Below are 18737 nucleotides of genomic sequence, written 5' to 3' on the forward strand. Positions count from 1 at the left end.
CACTGTTTAGACGAATAGTTTTTTTAGTTTTGTTGTTATGTTATTTTGCAGTATTATCCCAATTTTTTCTTTATAGACCCACCTATATCTTTCCTTTGCGTTGGACATATCAATTCATAGGTATCCTGACAGTCTTTTTTGCAATTACTGTTATATTTTTGTTTTCACCCAAAAATGAAAGTCTAATCTTATCTTTATTCGTGATTCAGTTGATGTTGAAATATATAATGACAAAGCCTTTCAGTCAAAATATTTGGTTTGATTTTTTTTTGATATCAATCATGCTTTTTGAAGGTGTACTCATTCTTAACACAGAAGAATTACTTATGCTTGCTGGAATACTTAGCTTAACATCTTTTACTGTGAAGCATGGTGGTATGTTTTGGAATGTTCAATTTCATTCAAGATCTTGGGATGTTAGATTTAGTCTTTTCATATTAACAATTGTAATGTCTTCTTTGTGTATTATTATCATCACTACATATAAAATTATTCGCAACTATTCACAACTCATTAGTAATCAAAAAATTGTCATAAAAAATCTAGCGAATGCTAATTCAGGATTACAGCAATATGTGAATCTGGCTGAAGAAAAAAGCATCATTAAGGAGAGAATGAATATCACTCGTGAACTTCATGATACTGTAGGTTATACATTAACAAACTTATTAATGATGTTAGAAGCCAGCACGGATCTCATCCATACAGATGCTAGAAAACTAGAATCCTTATTAAACAAAGCTTTAGGTATCATAAAAACAGGACATAAAGATATCCGACAAGTTCTATATACTTTACGGAAAACAAAACCACGTGAATATAGCAGTATAGATTCTATTCAAAATCTTACTAGAATTTTTACTGAATCTACTGGTATAACTGTAAATGTCAGATATGGGAATCTACCATGGCGGCTCAATAAAGAACTCGACCATGTCATCTTTCGCTTATTACAAGAAGGAATGACAAACTCCTTGACTCATGGAAATGCCTTACAAATTGATGTGTACTTTCAGTTATTAAATGATTTCATCAGTGTTGTTATTGAAGATAATGGAAAAGGAAGTCATACCGTCACTGAAGGGATTGGTATAAGTGGAATGAAGGAACGTGTTGAAAAAGTGGGTGGCTATTTAACTTATGGGAATACAATAACAGGATTTGCAATCAAAGCAAATATACCGTGGATTAGTAGAGAGAATCAGAATGAACTTATTAATAGTTGATGATCAGATATTATTTGCAGAGAGCTTAAAGACAGTTCTTGAAAATAGAACTAACGATATGAAAGTTATCGCTATTGGCAGTAATGGTATGGAAGCTATTGAACTAAACCATAGTTATCAACCGGATATCATACTCATGGATATACGAATGCCGGGGATGAATGGAGTGGAATCAATAAAGCACATAAAATCTTTTGACAACAAAACTTGTATTTTAGTCCTGACTACTTTCGAAGATGATGAATATATCTACAGTGCTCTTAATAATGGAGCAGCAGGATATATTCTTAAGGATACTCCTCCTGAAGAACTAATTCAGTCTATAAGAGCAGCATATAGTGGAGTTATCCAATTATCAAAACAAATAATGCCACATCTCATGATTGAGAAACGACAAAAAGTAGACCAAGGATTATTGAATAAAATAGAAGATCTAAGTAAGCGCGAACGAGAAGTTCTTAAATTACTAGGTACAGGAAAAAATAACAAAGAAATATCTGAGATGCTATATCTAGCAGAACAAACTGTAAAAAATCATGTCAGTCTCATATACTCAAAACTCAATATTCATGATCGTTATAAAGCAATAGAAATATCACAAAAATTATTTAATTAAATAAATAGTACCAAAATCAGTACTACAGTACCTATTCTTTTCAATTTCACTCTTCTTACAATGAATCAAGACTTACTAAAAGGAGCTAAGGATGAATAAGGCAATCCTATTTCTTCTCCTTCTGATCTGTACCACAACAATGGTAATGAGTGAAGGACAGAAAGAAAATTCCAGCAACAAAGTTAAACTAGTGTTTACTAGCTGGCGAACTGAAGATATTGATCGAATGAATAGAATAAATAAAACATTTACGAAACAACATCCTAATATTGAAATAGACTTTCAACCAATCAAAGATACTGAATATGATGCTCAGCTAAAACAATCACTAGCAGCTGGAACTGGAGCTGATATTATTTTTCTAAGATCATATGATTCTGGATATCAAATATATAAAACAGATTCATTGATTGATTTAAATAAAATGATTCCAGAATTAGACAGCTTTCCCAAAGCAGCCGTTGATGCTTGGTCCACTCCTGAAAATATTCATTATGGTATACCAGCAGCAGGCGTTGTACACGGTGTGTATTATAGAAAAAGCATTTTCGAAAAATACAATTTACCCATTCCAAAAACATGGAATGAGTTCATTACTATTTGCAATACTCTCCAGTCAAAAGGGGAAACTGTATTTGCCCAAGGAACTAAAGATAACTGGATGCTATATGAAGTCATATACTCAGGTTTAGGGGCCAATTTCTACGGAGGAGAAGAAGCAAGACAAAGGCTTCTCTCTAAAGAAGCACATATAACAGATACCAACTTTTTAACGGCTTTTGAGAAAATTAATGAACTGAAAGAATTTTTCCCTGAAAGATTTGAAGGTATTGATTATGTAACTATGCAACAAATATTTGGAACTGGAAATGCAGCTATGTTTATCGGTGGAAGTTGGGAAATAGGTATATTTGAGGATCTGGGAGGACTTGATGATGTTGGGTATTTCGCACCCCCAGTAGCTGAAGATGGAGATCTTTTGCAATATTGTTTTCATGTTGATGCTGGTGTTGCGATGAACAAGAATACAAAATATCCAGAAGAAGCTAAATTGTACATGACATGGTTAGCTTCACCTGAATTTGCTCAGCTGTATATGAATGAATTACCTGGTTTCTTTAGCTATACACCTGGAGAGTATGAACTTACCAATAAACTGGCTAAAGAAATGGAAAGTTATGTACCCGGATCTGAAGCCACAGTTCGAACAGTATGGGAAAAACTTTCAGCTCAAGCCCCAAGTGGCAATGAGTTGATGGGAGAAGCTATTCAAAAAATGTATGCTGGAGAACTAACACCAAACGAGGCTGCTGAATACGTAGATAAGGGATTATCCTGGTACTATGAATAACTAGACATAACTTTGGGATTGGTAAAATGCCAATCCCAGTTTCAATTTACACAGGAGTTATTATGTTGAAGGCAACTAAAGCACATACTAGATTTTTGTTCTTATTCATTTTTCCGGCATTATTTATCTATACCGTCTTCATGCTAATACCAATTATCAATTCTATGAAATACAGCTTATTTACAGGTGATGGATTAATTCCTGATAATTTTGTGGGATTAGACAATTTTGTTAGTCTCTTTACGGAAAAAAGATATTATAGCAAATTTTGGAATGCCTTTGGAAATAACATAAAGTTTTTCTTTATTGTGACTATTGTACAGAATGTGTTTGGATTTTTAATGGCTGTGCTGATAACACGTCCCTTTAAAGGCAACAAAACAGTGAGGAAAATCAGTTTTTTACCAACAACACTTTCCGTTTTGGTAGTTGGTTATATTTTTAAGTTGATACTAAACCCCTATTACGGAGTTTTTGATAATTTTTTGGCTCTAATAGGTCTAAAAGAGTTTATTTTGCCTTGGTTAGGAGATCCCAGAACAGCTCTACCTGTTGTAGCATTCGCTGTAAGTTGGCAGTTCTTCGGGGAATCAGTTCTGTTCTATACATCAGGTATTGATAGTATTGATAGATCAATAATTGAAGCAGCTAAAATAGACGGAGCGGGTATCTGGAGAGAAATGATTCATATTATCCTTCCTTCTATACTTCCTATTGTTGGAATTGTAACTATCCTCATATTCATAGGGGACTTCACCCAATTTGATATTATCTTTGCCATGACAGGAACAAGAGGTGACCCCTCTTATAGTACAGATTTATTTGGCTCCTTATTTTACAGAACAGCCTTTGCTTCCTCTGAGAGAGGTGGCTGGGGTACAGGAATGGGGGCCGCCGTGGCAACGATGATGTTTATCATAGTATCCATGGGTGTTGGTGGATTTTTGTACTTTTTCAGCAAGAAAAAAGAGGGGTATGACAAATGATCAATAAAAAAAGCATAGGGAAAAAGATACTCATTTATACCATTGTCGTTTTTTATGGTTTAACCATATTTCTCCCCCTCATTATTATGATACTTACCTCATTTAAAAGTAATGCAGAGATATTCAACAATCCCTTTGGATTACCTTCATCATTTAATTTTGATGCTTATAAGAGCTTATTCATAATATCTAATTATAGTAGATACTTTATCAATAGTGTCGCAGTTGCGTTAATATCTCTGACCATTGCCTTAATTTTGTCAGGTATGGCATCATTTGGATTGGCAAAATATGAGTTTAAATACTCAAAAGCTATATATTTCTACTTCGTTCTAGGATTAATAGTTCCTATCAAACTAGGGACAATAGATATTATGATTACAATGGTTAACCTTAAAATATACGACACGTTGGGTGCGCTAATCATTGTTTATACAGCTATGGCAATACCCTTAAGTATTTTCATAATGTATGACTATATTAAAATGATTCCAGAAGAACTTCTTAGTGCTGCAAGAATAGATGGTTGTTCAGAAACGAAAATTTTTCAACTAGTAATACTACCTTTATTAAAGCCCGGTATAGCTGCAGCAGGAATAATCAGTTTTATCCCAAATTGGAATGAATTCTGGTTTCCTCTAGTTCTTATAAAATCTCGAACGAATTTTACAATACCACTAGCAACGGGACAATTATTTGGACAATTTGATACAAAAATAAACTTGGTGTTTGCTGTGTTATCGCTTGCAAGCATACCAGTGATTATCATATATCTCCTTTTGTCTCAGTATTTCCAAGAAGGATTATCAGCTGGAGCTTTAAAAGGCTAAATAGAATAAAGGCCATAAGACAATACGAATGAGTTCTAAAAAAGATAGCTTCCTTTCGTATTGTCAATAAGCTTCTTATTTGCCTACACACTAGTATGAGAGTTTTATCTATATTTTTGTTTTACAATAGAACCTAAGGTTATAATAGCTTTTTCAATGGACTCATTAATAGGACTAGCAAAGGATATTCTAAGAAAATTACTGTATTTATTCTCTGCAGAAAAAGCTTGTCCTGGAACGACACTGATTCCATGCTCTAAAGCTTCTTCAAATATTTCCAGACTGTCTATTTCATTGGAAAGCTCAACCCAAAGGTAATACCCTCCTTTAGGTTGAGAGATTCTAATATTATGAGGAAAATGTAATAGAATAAGACTAGTCATTTGTTTTGATTGATAACACATAGTTTTTTGAAGATGAGCTAATTGCTTATGATATTGTTTAGTATTAAGATACTGTGCAATAGCTTTTTGTATTAATCCATTAGTACCTAATGTAGTCGCAAACTTTAAATCACGACATTTCTTATGTAATCTACCACCTAAAATCCAGCCAATGCGACTTCCAGGAGATATTGTTTTTGATAGAGAAGAACAATACAGGACCTCCCCTTCTTTGTCATAACTTTTAATAGGTAATTCATTTTTATTATAAAATCCACAATCATTATAGACATCATCTTCGATAATATAAACTTTATGTTCCATCCCTAATTTAACTATTTTTTCTCTATTTTTTTCTGGCATAACATAGCCAAGAGGATTTTGATATAAGGAAGTCACAATGAAGGCTTTAACATCTTCCTCTTTCAAAACGTTGCTCAGGATTTCCAGGTCTATACCATTTTCTGACGAAGTTGGAATAGAAATAATCCTACGTTTTAATTCCTTAAGAAGTTGAATTGTACCTAAAAATACCGGGCTTTCGATGGCAATAATATCCCCAGGATGAGAACATGATTGTATAGCCATAGAAAGAGCTTCTATACAACCATTAGTTATTGTTATCTCTGAAGGGTTTACTTCAACACCACGGAAACTCATAAGTTCTGCTACGGAAATACGTAAGTCAAGATCACCTTGTGCATGAGTATAATCAACCAAACTACTAGGATCGTTAGTTAGCAATTTGTTAATTCGACTCTTTATAGCATTCAGAGGTAAATAGGTAGTGTCAGGAACGCCCGCACCAAGAGGTATAATACTATGATCATTGCTTGCTTCCACTACTCGTCCTAGAATACTTAGAGGAATGGCCTCCTTAGATGATAAAGTGAACCCTTCCCGTTCATTTGTGGGTAAGGGAATGTTTATTTGATGAGATACATAGTAACCTGATTTTTCTATTGAATATATTTTACCTTGACCTTCCAATATGGAATAAGCTTGCATTATGACAGAAATAGAACAATTGTATTTTTGGCTTAATATACGAAGAGATGGTAACTTGCTTCCCCTGCTTATTATCTCTTTATCTATTGAATTATTAATATCATCAGCGATGTCTTCGTATAAGTATTGATTACTATTCACCATAACAGAACAGTAATCTGTTATGGTATAATTGTCAATTTTCTGTATCTGTTATTGTTACAAAATGAAGTTTATAATCATGTAATCAATAAGGAGCTTATAAAATGAATACAATGTCCATTATTCCACTTATTTTATTTGTCATAATGATGACTTTGACACCAGGTCCTAATAATATGTTATTAACAGCAACTGGAGCCCAATTTGGTTATAAGAAAACGATACCTCTTATCATGGGAATTATTATTGGTGTATTAAGTCTATTACTGCTAAGTGCATTAGGATTAGGTATACTTTTTACAAGGTATGAGATTATACATAAAATACTAAAAGTTCTGGGGATTTCTTACATTTTGTATCTATCTTTAAAGATACTCTTAAGCTCTTCTGCTAAACATACAAATGTTGTAGAAGAAAACAAGCAAGCACCGGGAATAGTAAATGGCCTATTTCTGCAATTTTTTAACCCAAAAGCCTATCTAATGACCATTACAGCCACCTCTGTTTATGGACAGATACATCCAAGTTATACAACATCCATACTAGTTATATTTCTTGTTTTTTTCATTATTACCCCTTTATCCATTTCCTGTTGGGCAATATTTGGCTCCTCATTAAAGACTATAATGACTGATAAGGTTTGGAATAAACGCTTAAAAATAAGTCTTTCCGTGTTAACAGCCTTATCAGGTATTTTTATTATACTATAATATTTATACCTTCAAATTGAAGATGATGAATTATTTCTCTTATTATCAGTATTAGTGCAAAATGATCTTTCTGATATTGGATATTTTCAGAACGGGCTGGTTTTCCCATGGATAGTGATGCCCATCGGTTAAATAGATCCTCAATTTGTTGTACAGACAAATAGGATGATTCCCCGAGAATAGAAAAAACAAAATTGGATTGTGTGTACAAAGAGTTCTGGCTATCATTAACTAATTGCTTTTTGGTCATCAATATATCTTCAATATAGTTTATAGCATTCTCAACTTCCCCTTCACTGGGAATATCACTTACAAAATACTTTCTTGATATATATCTGTATCCAAGGTCCAAAGGAAGTTCTTGGAGTACTTTGCCTTTTTCAATCCAGGCAAAGCGAAGAAAATCCTCACCAAGTGTCAGATATCGGTATGAAGAAGTGTTTGTGATAGCGTTATCCATTATATGACATCTCCTATACTTAATATTAACGACTGAATATAGAATAAAATAAGTGAAACTATTCCCAATATTACATAGTTATTATAAATTGGACGGCTCAAGGAGCTCTATTAATGAAATTTATTATCGTTGCCACTTTAGTAGGTGGGTTTATTTCTGTAATGGTCGCCATCAATGGTCAATTACAATCCCTTACTAATCCAATGATATCTCTCCTATTTATTTACCTTTCTGGATATATCACAAGTTTTATTGGGAATCCTTTCATTAAGCCTTATAAAAAATTAGAAAAAAAACCCCCTCTTATTTATAACTTATCAGGAGTATTAGGTTTAGGAATCGTTTATCTAAATAATATTGTATTCCTTAAAGGAGGTGTTGTACTAGCTTTAACAGGGATGCTAGCAGGACAAACTTTAGTAGCTACAATACTCAGTCCTCATAGAAAGAATGCCCTATTCGGAATGCTCTTTATTGTTGTTGGGTCTTTGATTATTGCTCTATCAGCGCACATAAATATCGTGTGGATTATGGTGGCGTGGACTTGTGGAGCTGCACTTATGTTTCAAATATACATGAACACAAAAGTAGGAGAATATTATGGGCAAAATAAAATGTTACAGCGATTGTACCTAAGCGGACTAATAGGAATAAGCTCTATTATTGGAATCACGAATTCTGAGTTGTTTCATATAAATAATATAAAACCGATACTTTATCAGGTACCTTTTTACCTCTTAATAGGGGGAGGTGTTATTGGTGTATTAATAAATGCTGGTCAAACTATGCTTATGAGAATGATGAAACCTGTTCAAATGATTTTATCGATTAATTTAGGTCAATTACTCTTGGGAGTCGTTATAGATTTTTACATAAGATCAAGCCTATCATTTATTCATTTAGTAGGGATAGCACTAGTTATCATTGGTCTTATTGTGGATACAATTACTGGGAAAAAAGTTGACTCCCTTACTTAGGCTTATTATCTTCAACTAGTATAATTACTTATGAGGATTACTAATGAAAATTGATATATGGTCAGATCATGTATGTCCCTTTTGCTACATAGGCAAGAGAAGACTGGAAAAAGCACTTGAAAATACTAAATTAGATGAGGATGTTGAGATTGAATACCATTCTTTTGAATTGAGCCCCCAATCTCCAAAAATATCAACAGAGAATATACATCAAGCATTAGCTAGAAAATATGGAATGTCAGAGGAACAAGCAAAGTCTTCAAATGAACAGGTAGGTAATATGGCCCGAGAAGAAGGACTAAATTACGATTTTGATAATATGAAATATACGAATACATTTGATGCTCATCGGCTGTGCCATTTAGCGAAATCTCAAGGGAAAGACAAAGAACTAATAGAACTTCTAATGAATCATTATTTTACTAAGGGTAGTTTAATATCCGATCATGACATTCTAATCACTCTAGCAAAAAAAGTAGGATTAGAGGAAGATCAGGTAAGACTTGTATTAGAAACAGACAGATATGCTAAAGAAGTTAGAGAAGACGAATATCTGGCCCAAACTCATCACATTGGAGGAGTCCCATATTTTATAATTGATGACAGTTATACTATATCAGGTGCTCAACCGTTAGAAGTATTTACTGAAACGTTAAAAAAAGCCGGAAGCTCTAGTAAGCTACCTAAATTAAAGTTATTTTGACATAACAATTTTGTTGCGTATATCCATTCTTCCCTTTACTCTGATATAAGGAGAAAGGGAATGAATAATTTTGAATACTATAATCCAACAAGGATTATTTTTGGTAAAGATACACATAATCAGGCAGGCTCATATACTGCTAAATATAGTAAGAATATTCTTTTACATTATGGAAGTTCTTTTGTTAAACAATCTGGTTTACTAGATAAAATAAAGAGTTCACTAGATAAGGCTAATGTTAATTATACTGAATTGGGAGGAGTTAAACCAAATCCTCGATTGTCACTGGTACATGAAGGCATTAGCATATGTAAAGAAAGAAAGATTGATTTTATCCTCGCATTAGGCGGGGGAAGTGTCATTGATTCTGCAAAGGCTATCGCAATGGGAGTATTATACTCTGGTGATGTTTGGGATTTTTATATGGGAACTAGTCAACCTAAAAAGGCTTTACCCATAGGAACTATACTAACGATACCTGCTGCGGGAAGTGAATCAAGTACTGGCACAGTAATCACTAAAGAAGAAGGTGATTTAAAAAGAGCGGTTAATTCTGAACTTCTTTATCCCCAATTTTCTATACTTAATCCTGAGCTAGCCTATAGTTTACCCAAGTACCAAGTAGCCTGTGGCGCCACTGACATTATGGCACATCTTATGGAACGGTACTTTACAAATACAACACATGTTTCCTTTATAGATCGTTTACTTGAAAGTACAATGATTACCATTAAAAATACTGTACCTAAATTATTGAAGAACTCCAATGATTATGACGCATGGTCACAGTTCATGTGGGCAGGAACTATTGCACATAATAATTTGTTAAATACAGGTCGTGTTGGAGATTGGGCTTCCCATGATATAGAGCATGAAATTAGTGGAATATATGATGTGACCCATGGGGCTGGTTTAGCTGTTGTATTTCCAGCATGGATGAAGTACACGATGAAACATGATATTAATCGTTTTGTTCAATGGGCTTCCCGTGTTTGGGATGTTAATCTTGACATGTTTGATCTTGAAGGTACTGCCTGTGAAGGTATAAGACGATTGGAGGAATTTTACCATTCTATAGGACTTGGAACAAGACTCATAGATCTAAATATAAAAGATGATAGACTTCAAGAAATGGCGGATAAATGCACTAGCAATAATACAAAAAAAATAGGGAATTTTGTCAGTTTAGATTCACACGCCATTTATGAAATCCTATGTTTGGCTCAATAAAGAGTTTTAACCTATTTCTAACTAATTAGTTAAGCAATATAGGTTACACTTTCTTTCATATGAAGGTTAGGTACTTAAGTTTTTTAGTTGATGTTTTGCTATGTTCTTTGTCCGCATTTGGCGGACCAGAAGTCCACATAAGTGTCTTTATTAATAATTTATCCATAAAAAAAGGATATCTTAAAGAAGAAGAAGTTCTTGATCTATTAGCTTTATGTAGCATACTTCCTGGTCCAACAAGTACTCAAACAATTACAGCTATAGGATATAAATTAGGGGGTCCTCTTTTGGGACTCCTTACATTATTGATTTGGACTATTCCAGCAATTACTATAATGACATTATTAGCTTTTCTTTATATCCATTATTACATATCAATAACATCGATAACTGAAAGTACTAAACTTCTTGGGGCAATGGCTATTGGATTTATAATATTAGCCAGTATTAAATTAGGTAAAAAAGTCATAATAAATAAATTAACCTTTCTAATATTCTTACTATCTGGTTGTGCTTACCTGCTTATAAAGAGTCCTTGGTTGATTCCTTTATTATTAGTAATCGGAGGGTTAATAACAGTTATATTTTACCAAAATAAAACAATTCAAAAACCGATAAAGAAAAATTATGTCTTTCATTGGCCTTATATAATTATTTTTATTCTATTAGCTCTATCAGCTTTCTTTATCAGTCATGGACAATATCCTATTTTCCTAACGATATTTGAAACATTCTATCGCTATGGTTACTTAGTCTTTGGAGGAGGACAGGTTGTTATACCAGTGATGTTAACAGAGATGGTAGATATAAAAAGCTGGATAACTATAGATCAATTTTTAACAGGGTATGGTCTCGTACAAGGTTTACCTGGCCCAATGTTCAGTTTTGCAGCTTTTGTCGGAGTATTTATTTCCACCTCTTATAATAGTTTGAATCAAATACTTAGTGGAGTACTAGCAGGAATCAGTATATTTTTACCTGGAACATTGTTGATCTATTTTATTTATCCAATATGGGAAGAAATACGAGATAACAAGTATATTAAGTCATCTCTATATGGAATTAGATCCTCAGCAGGAGGATTATTAGCCTCATCAGCAATCAGACTACTATATGATAATGATTTTACCATTCCCAATTTGTTAATAACAGCTGTAACAGTCTTATTGCTTACAGTAATAAAATTTCCTGCCCCTTTAATTGTCCTACTTGTATTAATAGTAGGTATAATTATATGATTTTTACCATATTCAACGACAAGGAGTCCTTATGAGCAAAGGGAAAATTGGTTTCTTTGCAAAATATTTATCCATATGGGTATTAATGTGTATTATACTTGGTGTTGCAATTGGTCATTTTTTACCTATAGTTCCCAAGTCATTACAATATTTTGAGATAGCTAATGTATCTTTACCAGTGGCCATACTTATATGGCTAATGATATATCCAATGATGTTAAAAGTAGACTTTAAAAGTATTCTATCTGCTGGTAAAAAGCCAAAAGGATTGGTTATAACACTTATCATAAACTGGCTTATCAAACCTTTCACAATGTATGCTATTGCCTGGTTATTTTTGAAGATAATATTTAAAGCTTGGATTCCAGATAATTTAAGTACAGAATATATTGCTGGTGCTGTTTTATTAGGGGCTGCCCCCTGTACAGCCATGGTATTTGTTTGGAGTTATCTATCTGAAGGGAATCCTAGTTATACAGTTGTACAGGTAGCTATCAATGATTTGATTATACTGTTTGCTTTTGCACCCATCGTAGCATTGCTTTTAGGAGTATCAAATGTGCAAGTACCTTTGATGACCCTTTCCTTATCAGTAGTGCTATTTGTACTAATCCCCTTAGTGGCGGGTATGCTTTCTAGATCTATATTAATAAAAACAAAAGGCTTAGATTGGTTCAACAATGTTTTTACCAAAAAATTTGATGGCATTACAGAATTGGGTCTGTTGCTTACTTTAATAATTATTTTTTCTTTTCAAGGCGATAAAATACTTTCCTATCCTTTAGCCATTATTCTCATAGCTGTACCTCTCATTTTTCAAACGTATTTTATTTTTTTCTTAGGATTCATTGTCTCACGTTTTGCTCGTTTACCATACAATATTGCCGCACCGTCTTGTATGATAGGTGCTTCAAATTTTTTTGAATTGGCTGTAGCGGTTAGTATTAGTCTCTTTGGGATAGCTTCTGGTGCTGCCTTAGCTACAGTGGTAGGTGTTTTAGTAGAAGTTCCAATAATGCTTAGTCTTGTCGCTATTATGAATAAATCAAAATTATCCTGGCAAACTAAGGAGCTATAATTAAGTGAAAACCATTATAATTGGAGGTGTAGCTGCAGGTACATCGGCAGCTGCAAAATTAAGAAGAACTAGTGAAACTGAAGACATTGTTATCTATGAATCAGGTCAATATATATCCTACTCTACTTGTGGAATGCCTTACCTAATAGGTAGGGAAGATGTAAATTTACAAAACCTAACCCCACGAGATCCTCAATGGTTTTTAGAACGTTACAATATTAATATAAAAATTAATCATGAAGTTTTGGAAATTACTCCAGACAATAAATCAATCCAAGTTAAAGATTTACAAACAAGTCAAATATTTACAGATTACTATGACACATTGATATTAGCTACTGGGAGCAAAGCTTCTCTACCACCAATAGAAGGACTAGCTTTATCTCACGTTTTTACCATTAAAAATATGGACGATACGATCAAACTCCAAAAATATTTATCTAATCATAATATTGAAAACGCTTTGATCATGGGAGCAGGTTTTATAGGTATTGAAATCTTAGATAATCTTTTACAAAAGGGCATACGGACTTCTGTCATTGAAGCAGGTAAGCAATTAATGCCCCCCCTTGATGATGACATGAGTATTTGGTTGGAAGATTATCTTACAAAGAAAGGGATTTCTTATCACCTTGACTCAAAAGTTACTCGAATAGATAAAAACAAAGTAACTTTATCCAATAATCGAATCCTTCCAGCTGATTTAGTGGTTATAGCAGTGGGAATCACTCCGGAAGTATCTTTAGCTAATGCTATTGGAATAAAACTCGGTAAAACAGGTGCCATACTAGTTGATGATAATATGAATACCTCCCATAAAAGCATAAAGGCAATAGGAGATTGTACAGAAATTTGGTCATCCATTGATCATCAGGCATTATACCGACCTATGGGTTCTACAGCTAATAAAATGGGAAGAATAAGTACAGGTTTATTATATGCACAGTATCCCCTAAATTTCAGAGGAGTTTTAGGAACGGGAATCATGCAATTCAAAGAACTAACTATTGGATTTACAGGATATTCAGAAAAGCTAGCACGAGATTTTGGATATGATGTGGAAATTATCCATAATATCAAGGAAAACCAAAGTAAGTACCTGCCAGAATCACGGGAAATGATAATAAAAGGAGTAGCTGATCGAAAGACAGGGCGTCTCTTAGGAGCACAACTAATAGGAGAAAGAGGAGTCGATAAAAGACTAGATGTATTTGCTACTGCCATATCTTTCAAAGCAAAAGTAGAGGACCTATTTCATTTGGATCTATCTTATGCACCACCCTATTCTACAACCAAAGATCCTGTCCACTATACTGGTATGATATTAGCTAATGCCATTTATGATTATCGAAAAATAATAACACCAAGTACACTTATAGGACATGAAGAGGAATATCTAATAATAGATGTGAGATCTCCTAAGGACTATGAAAAAGGACATATTTCCCAAGCTATCAATATTCCATTAGCTAAATTACGGTCACAACTTACAAGCTTGAATCCAAAAAAAGAAATTATAACCCATTGTAATAAAGGTGTGACAGGAAACGCTGCTCAAAACATACTAATCAATAATGGATTTGATAAAGTATATAATCTGTCTGGTGGCTATAAAAACTATAGTTTATATTCTAAATACAGATCCAACAGGAATGATTAAAGGAGTATTGGTTATTGGATCATCTATAATATGAGCCTTAAGACTAAAGACTTCCTGTATAAAGAGGTGATCAACAACGTCTTTAGGATGGCCTACCTTTATGATTCGTCCTTCCTTCATTGCTATGATATGGTTAGCATATCGACAAGCCATATTTATATCATGCAAAACCAATATTATTGTACGACCATCTCTATTAAGCTTCTTTAATAGATCTAATATTTCTATTTGGTATTTTAAATCCAATGCACTTGTAGGTTCATCCATCATAAGAATTTCACTCTCTTGTGCGAGTGCCATGGCTATCCATGCACGCTGTTTTTGTCCACCTGACAGATTATTAATATTACAATGTTTAATATCATTGAGATCACAAATTGATAGGGCCTCCCTCACAGTCTTCCTATCACCTTCGTTCCATTTTGGGAAAAAGCCATGGTGTGCATATCTGCCTTGTCGAACTAACTCCTCGACTGTAAGCCCCTCAGGTGTCTGAGGATTTTGAGGAAGAATCCCTAATTGTCTGGCAATAGTCTTTCGTGATAAACCTTCCATCTCTTCGTTAAAAAGAAGTACGCTTCCTTTACTTGCTCTGATTAAATGAGATAAACCCTTTAATAGTGTTGATTTACCACAGCCATTAGAACCAACTAAGACAGTAAAAGATCCCTTAGTAATATTAAGATTTAAGGATTCAATAATAGTATTATTTTCATATCCTAAAGTTAATGATTCAGCTGTTAACATTATATTGCCTCTTTTTAGTTAGTAAGATAATAAAATAAGGAGCCCCAATGAACGCAGTTATGACACCAACAGGCATTTCAATTGGGGAAAAGATTATTTTTCCCAAGAGATCTGAAATAACGACTAACAAAGCACCTGTTAATCCTGACATCATTAATAATGAAAAATGTTTTATTCCAACCATTTTACGACTTATGTGAGGTGATGCTAATCCAATAAACCCGATTGGCCCACAAATAGAAACTGCAACAGATGCTAATCCAATGGCGATTATTAAAAGTATACTGCGGAAAAGCTTAGTTGAACTGCCAACCGACATAGCAATATCATTTCCTAATGATAGGACATCTGCTTCGTGAGCTAATAACAAGGTCATTATAAACAGTATTATGATGGGTATAGCCAATATATATACATGTAACCACTTTCGACCATAGACACTACCACTCAACCAAGTTAATGCCTGTTGAGCATTTTGTATTTCGCCAAAAGTAAGACATAATGTAATACCCGCACTAGTGATAGAAGAGATAGCAATCCCAATGAGAATCATTTTAAAAGAACTATCATGGAAGTGATTAGTTAATAAATAAATGACAGATACACTGATCAAGGCTCCTAAAAAGGAAAATAAAGGTAGCATTACAAGAAATGAATGGGAGGCCCCTAAAATAGTAATTCCAACAGCTGCTAAACCAGCACCAGAATTAATACCCAGGATACCAGGAGAAGCCAAAGGATTAAGAGATATGCTTTGAAGGATAGCCCCAGAAACACCCAGTGCGCAGCCAACAAACAAAGAAGATAATAATCGGGGCAACCTAAGTATTCTAATTACCATATTTATGTCTGGAGTAGAACTTCCGGGAGTCATAATACTCTTAATAACTTGATTGATAGATATGGAGTACTCCCCAATGCTGATATAAAATAGGGAAACTACAAGTAACAGCAAACCACAGCTTATCAACCAGAAAGAGCTTTTTCTTATTCTCATTCACTCACCTTCTTTTGGATAAGAAAAATAAAAATAGGCCCTCCAATAAGAGCTGTGACAACACCAACAGGCAATTCAATGGGTCTAAGAATGGTACGGCTTAATAAATCGCAAAAAAGGAGGAATCCTGCTCCGACTATAGCTGAATAAGGAACAACCCATTTGTAATCATGACCTACAAAGAATCTCACAACATGAGGTATTACTAAACCGACAAAACCAATGGGACCAGCTAAGGCAACGGAAACACTGGACAAAATAATGACAGCAACAAAAGCATAGATTTGAATAAGTAATGTATTTTGTCCTACCGATTTAGCAACGGAATCTCCCAATGATAATGTTGTTAGTTGGGGTGTTATCAACAGGGCAAGAAATAATCCAATAAGGATAAAAGGGAGCAATTGTCCTATCATACTCATATCCCGTCCTCCTAAAGAACCTGCCAACCAAAATCTAACTTCTTCATATGTTCTTTGATTCAAAATGAGAAAAGCAGTCGTTAGAGAGGAAAGTAAGGACTTTACTATAGCACCAGCGATTGTCGTATTAAGTATACGATTCCTTCCTGAATACTCTTGCCCTAAACTTCCCAGCAAAAGAATAGAACAACCAGCAAATAAAGCACCAAGAAAAGCTATATAAATGTAATAGTTAAGATTAGTGATACTGAAATAATAAATCCCTATCACAATTCCCAATGAAGAACCCATATTTACGCCTAATAAACCAGGATCGGCCAAAGGGTTTCTAGTAAGAGCTTGAATGATGGATCCAGCTATTCCTAAAGCTGCTCCCACTAGTAAAGCACTAAGAACTCTTGGGGCTCTAATTGTTCTTAGTATAACTTGATGATTAGATTGAGAGTCATAAGAAACCAGACTCTCATACACATCCTTCCAGGATAAAGATACTGAACCAATAACCAAACAACATAGGGAAAGAAGAAATAACAGAATCACAAAAAAGAATAAAGTATTTTTTCTATTCTTAATCATTTATAGATAACAAGGATTCAATATCATCCAGAATTAGATTGGCTCCTGTAATCGTCCATCCTCCAATCCAAATATCAAAAGATACATTATATACCTTATCCTTTTTTACTGCTTCTAGATTGCTCCATAAAGGATTATCTTTCAGTTTGGATAAAATAGACGTGTTTTGGTTCGCTTGAATAGTAATTAAGATGTCACCATCAACAAGATCGATTTGTTCAGCAGATATAGCTTCACTCTTCCTATCTTTATCTTGGTATTCAGGTCGAAGAATTCCTGCATCATTAAGTACACTTCCAGCAAATATTTTCTTCTCATAGATCACTATTCTATTAGGATCAAAACGAACTACAGATACAGTGGGAATCCTATTTAGACCTTTTATTTTTTGAGCAATATTAGTGGTTCGCTTGTCGTATTGTATTAAAAGTTCTTTTGCTTCAGCACTTTTATTAAGAGCCTCACCATAAGCTAAAAATTGCCCTTTCCAACCACCTAAAGCCTTCTGGTCAACTAATACAGTAGGAGCTATAGCACTTAAAGTATCATATATTCCTTCATGTCTATTCATTCGACCAAGTATAATATCCGGATGTAATGACATAATCATTTCAAGATTTGGTTGTTTATTATCACCTAACCAAGTAACATCACTCAAATCTTCATTTGCTAGATAAGTAGGAAAACCTGCCTTTTCACCTGAAGCAGATCCCATCCAATTGGAAGCTCCAACAGGTTTTATACCTAAAGCTAATACATTATCCATAGCATCAAGAACAACAACTCTTTCAGGATGTATGGGAACATCAACATTACCTAGATCAGTGGATATAGTTCTAGTTCTTGTTCCTTCATCGCTTTGTTTTTCAGAAGTACCATTGCCAAACACACTTAGAGCAAATATCAGGAACAAAAGGGATAACACTCCCTTTTTAAAAAAAATATACATTACTCATACTCTCATAATAAGGTTAATGCAAACCTATCAGAGTCGATAATTAATGTCAATTAACAGATTTCACTTCCCACTCTCGATTTACCCATAAACCAATAAGAGAAGCTTTGTATCCCCAGCTCCTAATAACTGTAATAGACTGCTTTATCTGTTGTTTTTGCTGAAACTCATCACTGGGATTTCCTGCACAATCGAAATGCCCAACAACAGCGATGAGGTCTGAACCATGATTGTAAACAGATATCTCTAAACGTTTCTTGATAGATGCAATAAGCTTCTTATCCTTATTTTCGCTTATTACTTTAATTGGTCCAGGTTCTGTAATCATATCTACCACATCTTTTTGAAAATGAGTCTTGATATAATCAATGATAGGGGTTTGTACACGACCATCCATACAATTGATTGCTGTGCCGAATTTCATAATTCTATAGTATTGTGAA

At 34.0% G+C, this 18737-nt stretch carries 19 protein-coding genes; 12 read left to right on the plus strand and 7 right to left on the minus strand.

Features of this window, described 5'->3' with window-relative positions:
• Window positions 1-227 precede the first annotated feature (227 nt).
• The 5 genes from K345_RS0104015 (at window position 228) to K345_RS0104035 (ending at window position 5009) form a co-directional block, all read left to right on the plus strand.
• Window positions 228-1226 (plus strand): sensor histidine kinase, encoded by a 999-nt coding sequence (locus K345_RS0104015; RefSeq protein ID WP_211227830.1) that lies wholly within the window; start codon window positions 228-230, stop codon window positions 1224-1226.
• Window positions 1207-1842, plus strand: a complete 636-nt coding sequence (locus tag K345_RS0104020) for a response regulator transcription factor (RefSeq protein WP_037571222.1) — start codon at window positions 1207-1209, stop codon at window positions 1840-1842. Before K345_RS0104015 ends, K345_RS0104020 begins: the two co-directional genes overlap by 20 nt.
• A 91-nt stretch (window positions 1843-1933) precedes the next feature.
• Window positions 1934-3193 (plus strand): ABC transporter substrate-binding protein, encoded by a 1260-nt coding sequence (locus K345_RS0104025; RefSeq protein WP_028973090.1) that lies wholly within the window; start codon window positions 1934-1936, stop codon window positions 3191-3193.
• A gap of 164 nt (window positions 3194-3357) precedes the next feature.
• Window positions 3358-4179: a carbohydrate ABC transporter permease gene (locus tag K345_RS19630; protein ID WP_169714762.1), complete on the plus strand. Its 822-nt coding sequence runs from the start codon at window positions 3358-3360 to the stop codon at window positions 4177-4179.
• The gene (locus tag K345_RS0104035; protein ID WP_028973091.1) at window positions 4176-5009 is read left to right on the plus strand and encodes a carbohydrate ABC transporter permease; all 834 of its coding nucleotides are present in this window, start codon (window positions 4176-4178) and stop codon (window positions 5007-5009) included. The genes K345_RS19630 and K345_RS0104035 overlap by 4 nt, the downstream gene beginning before the upstream one ends.
• 104 nt (window positions 5010-5113) lie before the next feature.
• Here K345_RS0104035 and K345_RS0104040 read toward each other — a convergent pair whose 3' ends face one another.
• Window positions 5114-6544 carry an aminotransferase-like domain-containing protein gene (locus K345_RS0104040; protein ID WP_028973092.1) on the minus strand — a complete coding sequence of 477 codons (1431 nt, stop codon included), beginning with the start codon at window positions 6542-6544 and terminating at the stop codon, window positions 5114-5116.
• Between the two features lie 101 nt (window positions 6545-6645).
• Here K345_RS0104040 and K345_RS0104045 point away from each other — a divergent pair, with 101 nt between their 5' ends.
• Window positions 6646-7251, plus strand: a complete 606-nt coding sequence (locus tag K345_RS0104045; RefSeq protein ID WP_028973093.1) for a LysE family translocator — start codon at window positions 6646-6648, stop codon at window positions 7249-7251.
• Here K345_RS0104045 and K345_RS0104050 read toward each other — a convergent pair.
• Entirely contained in the window at window positions 7241-7711 is a 471-nt protein-coding gene (locus tag K345_RS0104050) for a hypothetical protein (RefSeq protein ID WP_028973094.1), read from the minus strand. The genes K345_RS0104045 and K345_RS0104050 overlap by 11 nt on opposite strands.
• 113 nt (window positions 7712-7824) lie before the next feature.
• Between K345_RS0104050 and K345_RS0104055 the strand changes: the two genes are divergently transcribed.
• From K345_RS0104055 to K345_RS0104080, 6 genes are read left to right on the plus strand one after another with little or no spacing between them, the layout of a single operon-like run.
• Entirely contained in the window at window positions 7825-8688 is an 864-nt protein-coding gene (locus K345_RS0104055) for a DMT family transporter (protein WP_028973095.1), read from the plus strand.
• 43 nt (window positions 8689-8731) lie between these two features.
• Complete coding sequence (locus K345_RS19635; RefSeq protein ID WP_053228047.1) at window positions 8732-9391, plus strand: DsbA family oxidoreductase; 660 nt, start codon at window positions 8732-8734, stop codon at window positions 9389-9391.
• A 60-nt stretch (window positions 9392-9451) separates the two neighbouring features.
• A complete protein-coding gene (locus K345_RS0104065) occupies window positions 9452-10621 on the plus strand; it encodes an iron-containing alcohol dehydrogenase (protein ID WP_028973096.1) in 1170 nt (389 codons plus the stop codon).
• 59 nt (window positions 10622-10680) lie between these two features.
• Window positions 10681-11859, plus strand: coding sequence for a chromate efflux transporter (gene chrA, locus K345_RS0104070; protein WP_037571225.1), 1179 nt, complete (start codon window positions 10681-10683; stop codon window positions 11857-11859).
• Between the two features lie 31 nt (window positions 11860-11890).
• Window positions 11891-12937, plus strand: coding sequence for an ACR3 family arsenite efflux transporter (gene arsB, locus K345_RS0104075; RefSeq protein ID WP_028973098.1), 1047 nt, complete (start codon window positions 11891-11893; stop codon window positions 12935-12937).
• A 4-nt stretch (window positions 12938-12941) separates the two neighbouring features.
• Entirely contained in the window at window positions 12942-14597 is a 1656-nt protein-coding gene (locus K345_RS0104080) for an FAD-dependent oxidoreductase (RefSeq protein WP_028973099.1), read from the plus strand.
• On the opposite strand, the gene K345_RS0104085 is transcribed toward K345_RS0104080, so the two are convergent.
• From K345_RS0104085 to K345_RS0104105, 5 genes are read right to left on the minus strand one after another with little or no spacing between them, the layout of a single operon-like run.
• Entirely contained in the window at window positions 14562-15344 is a 783-nt protein-coding gene (locus K345_RS0104085) for an ABC transporter ATP-binding protein (protein ID WP_037571227.1), read from the minus strand. The two genes, K345_RS0104080 and K345_RS0104085, sit on opposite strands and share 36 nt — an antisense overlap.
• Window positions 15331-16341, minus strand: coding sequence for a FecCD family ABC transporter permease (locus K345_RS0104090; protein WP_028973101.1), 1011 nt, complete (start codon window positions 16339-16341; stop codon window positions 15331-15333). The genes K345_RS0104085 and K345_RS0104090 overlap by 14 nt, the downstream gene beginning before the upstream one ends.
• A complete protein-coding gene (locus K345_RS0104095; RefSeq protein WP_037571228.1) occupies window positions 16338-17339 on the minus strand; it encodes a FecCD family ABC transporter permease in 1002 nt (333 codons plus the stop codon). The genes K345_RS0104090 and K345_RS0104095 overlap by 4 nt, the downstream gene beginning before the upstream one ends.
• On the minus strand, window positions 17332-18288 hold the full coding sequence (locus K345_RS19640) for an ABC transporter substrate-binding protein (RefSeq protein WP_053228048.1): 957 nt from the start codon (window positions 18286-18288) through the stop codon (window positions 17332-17334). The genes K345_RS0104095 and K345_RS19640 overlap by 8 nt, the downstream gene beginning before the upstream one ends.
• Before the next feature lie 55 nt (window positions 18289-18343).
• A complete protein-coding gene (locus tag K345_RS0104105; RefSeq protein WP_028973103.1) occupies window positions 18344-18718 on the minus strand; it encodes a carbonic anhydrase in 375 nt (124 codons plus the stop codon).
• Window positions 18719-18737: the final 19 nt, after the last annotated feature.

Origin of the sequence: Spirochaeta cellobiosiphila DSM 17781, assembly GCF_000426705.1 — a bacterium.
In the GTDB taxonomy this organism is placed as follows: domain Bacteria; phylum Spirochaetota; class Spirochaetia; order DSM-17781; family DSM-17781; genus Spirochaeta_E; species Spirochaeta_E cellobiosiphila.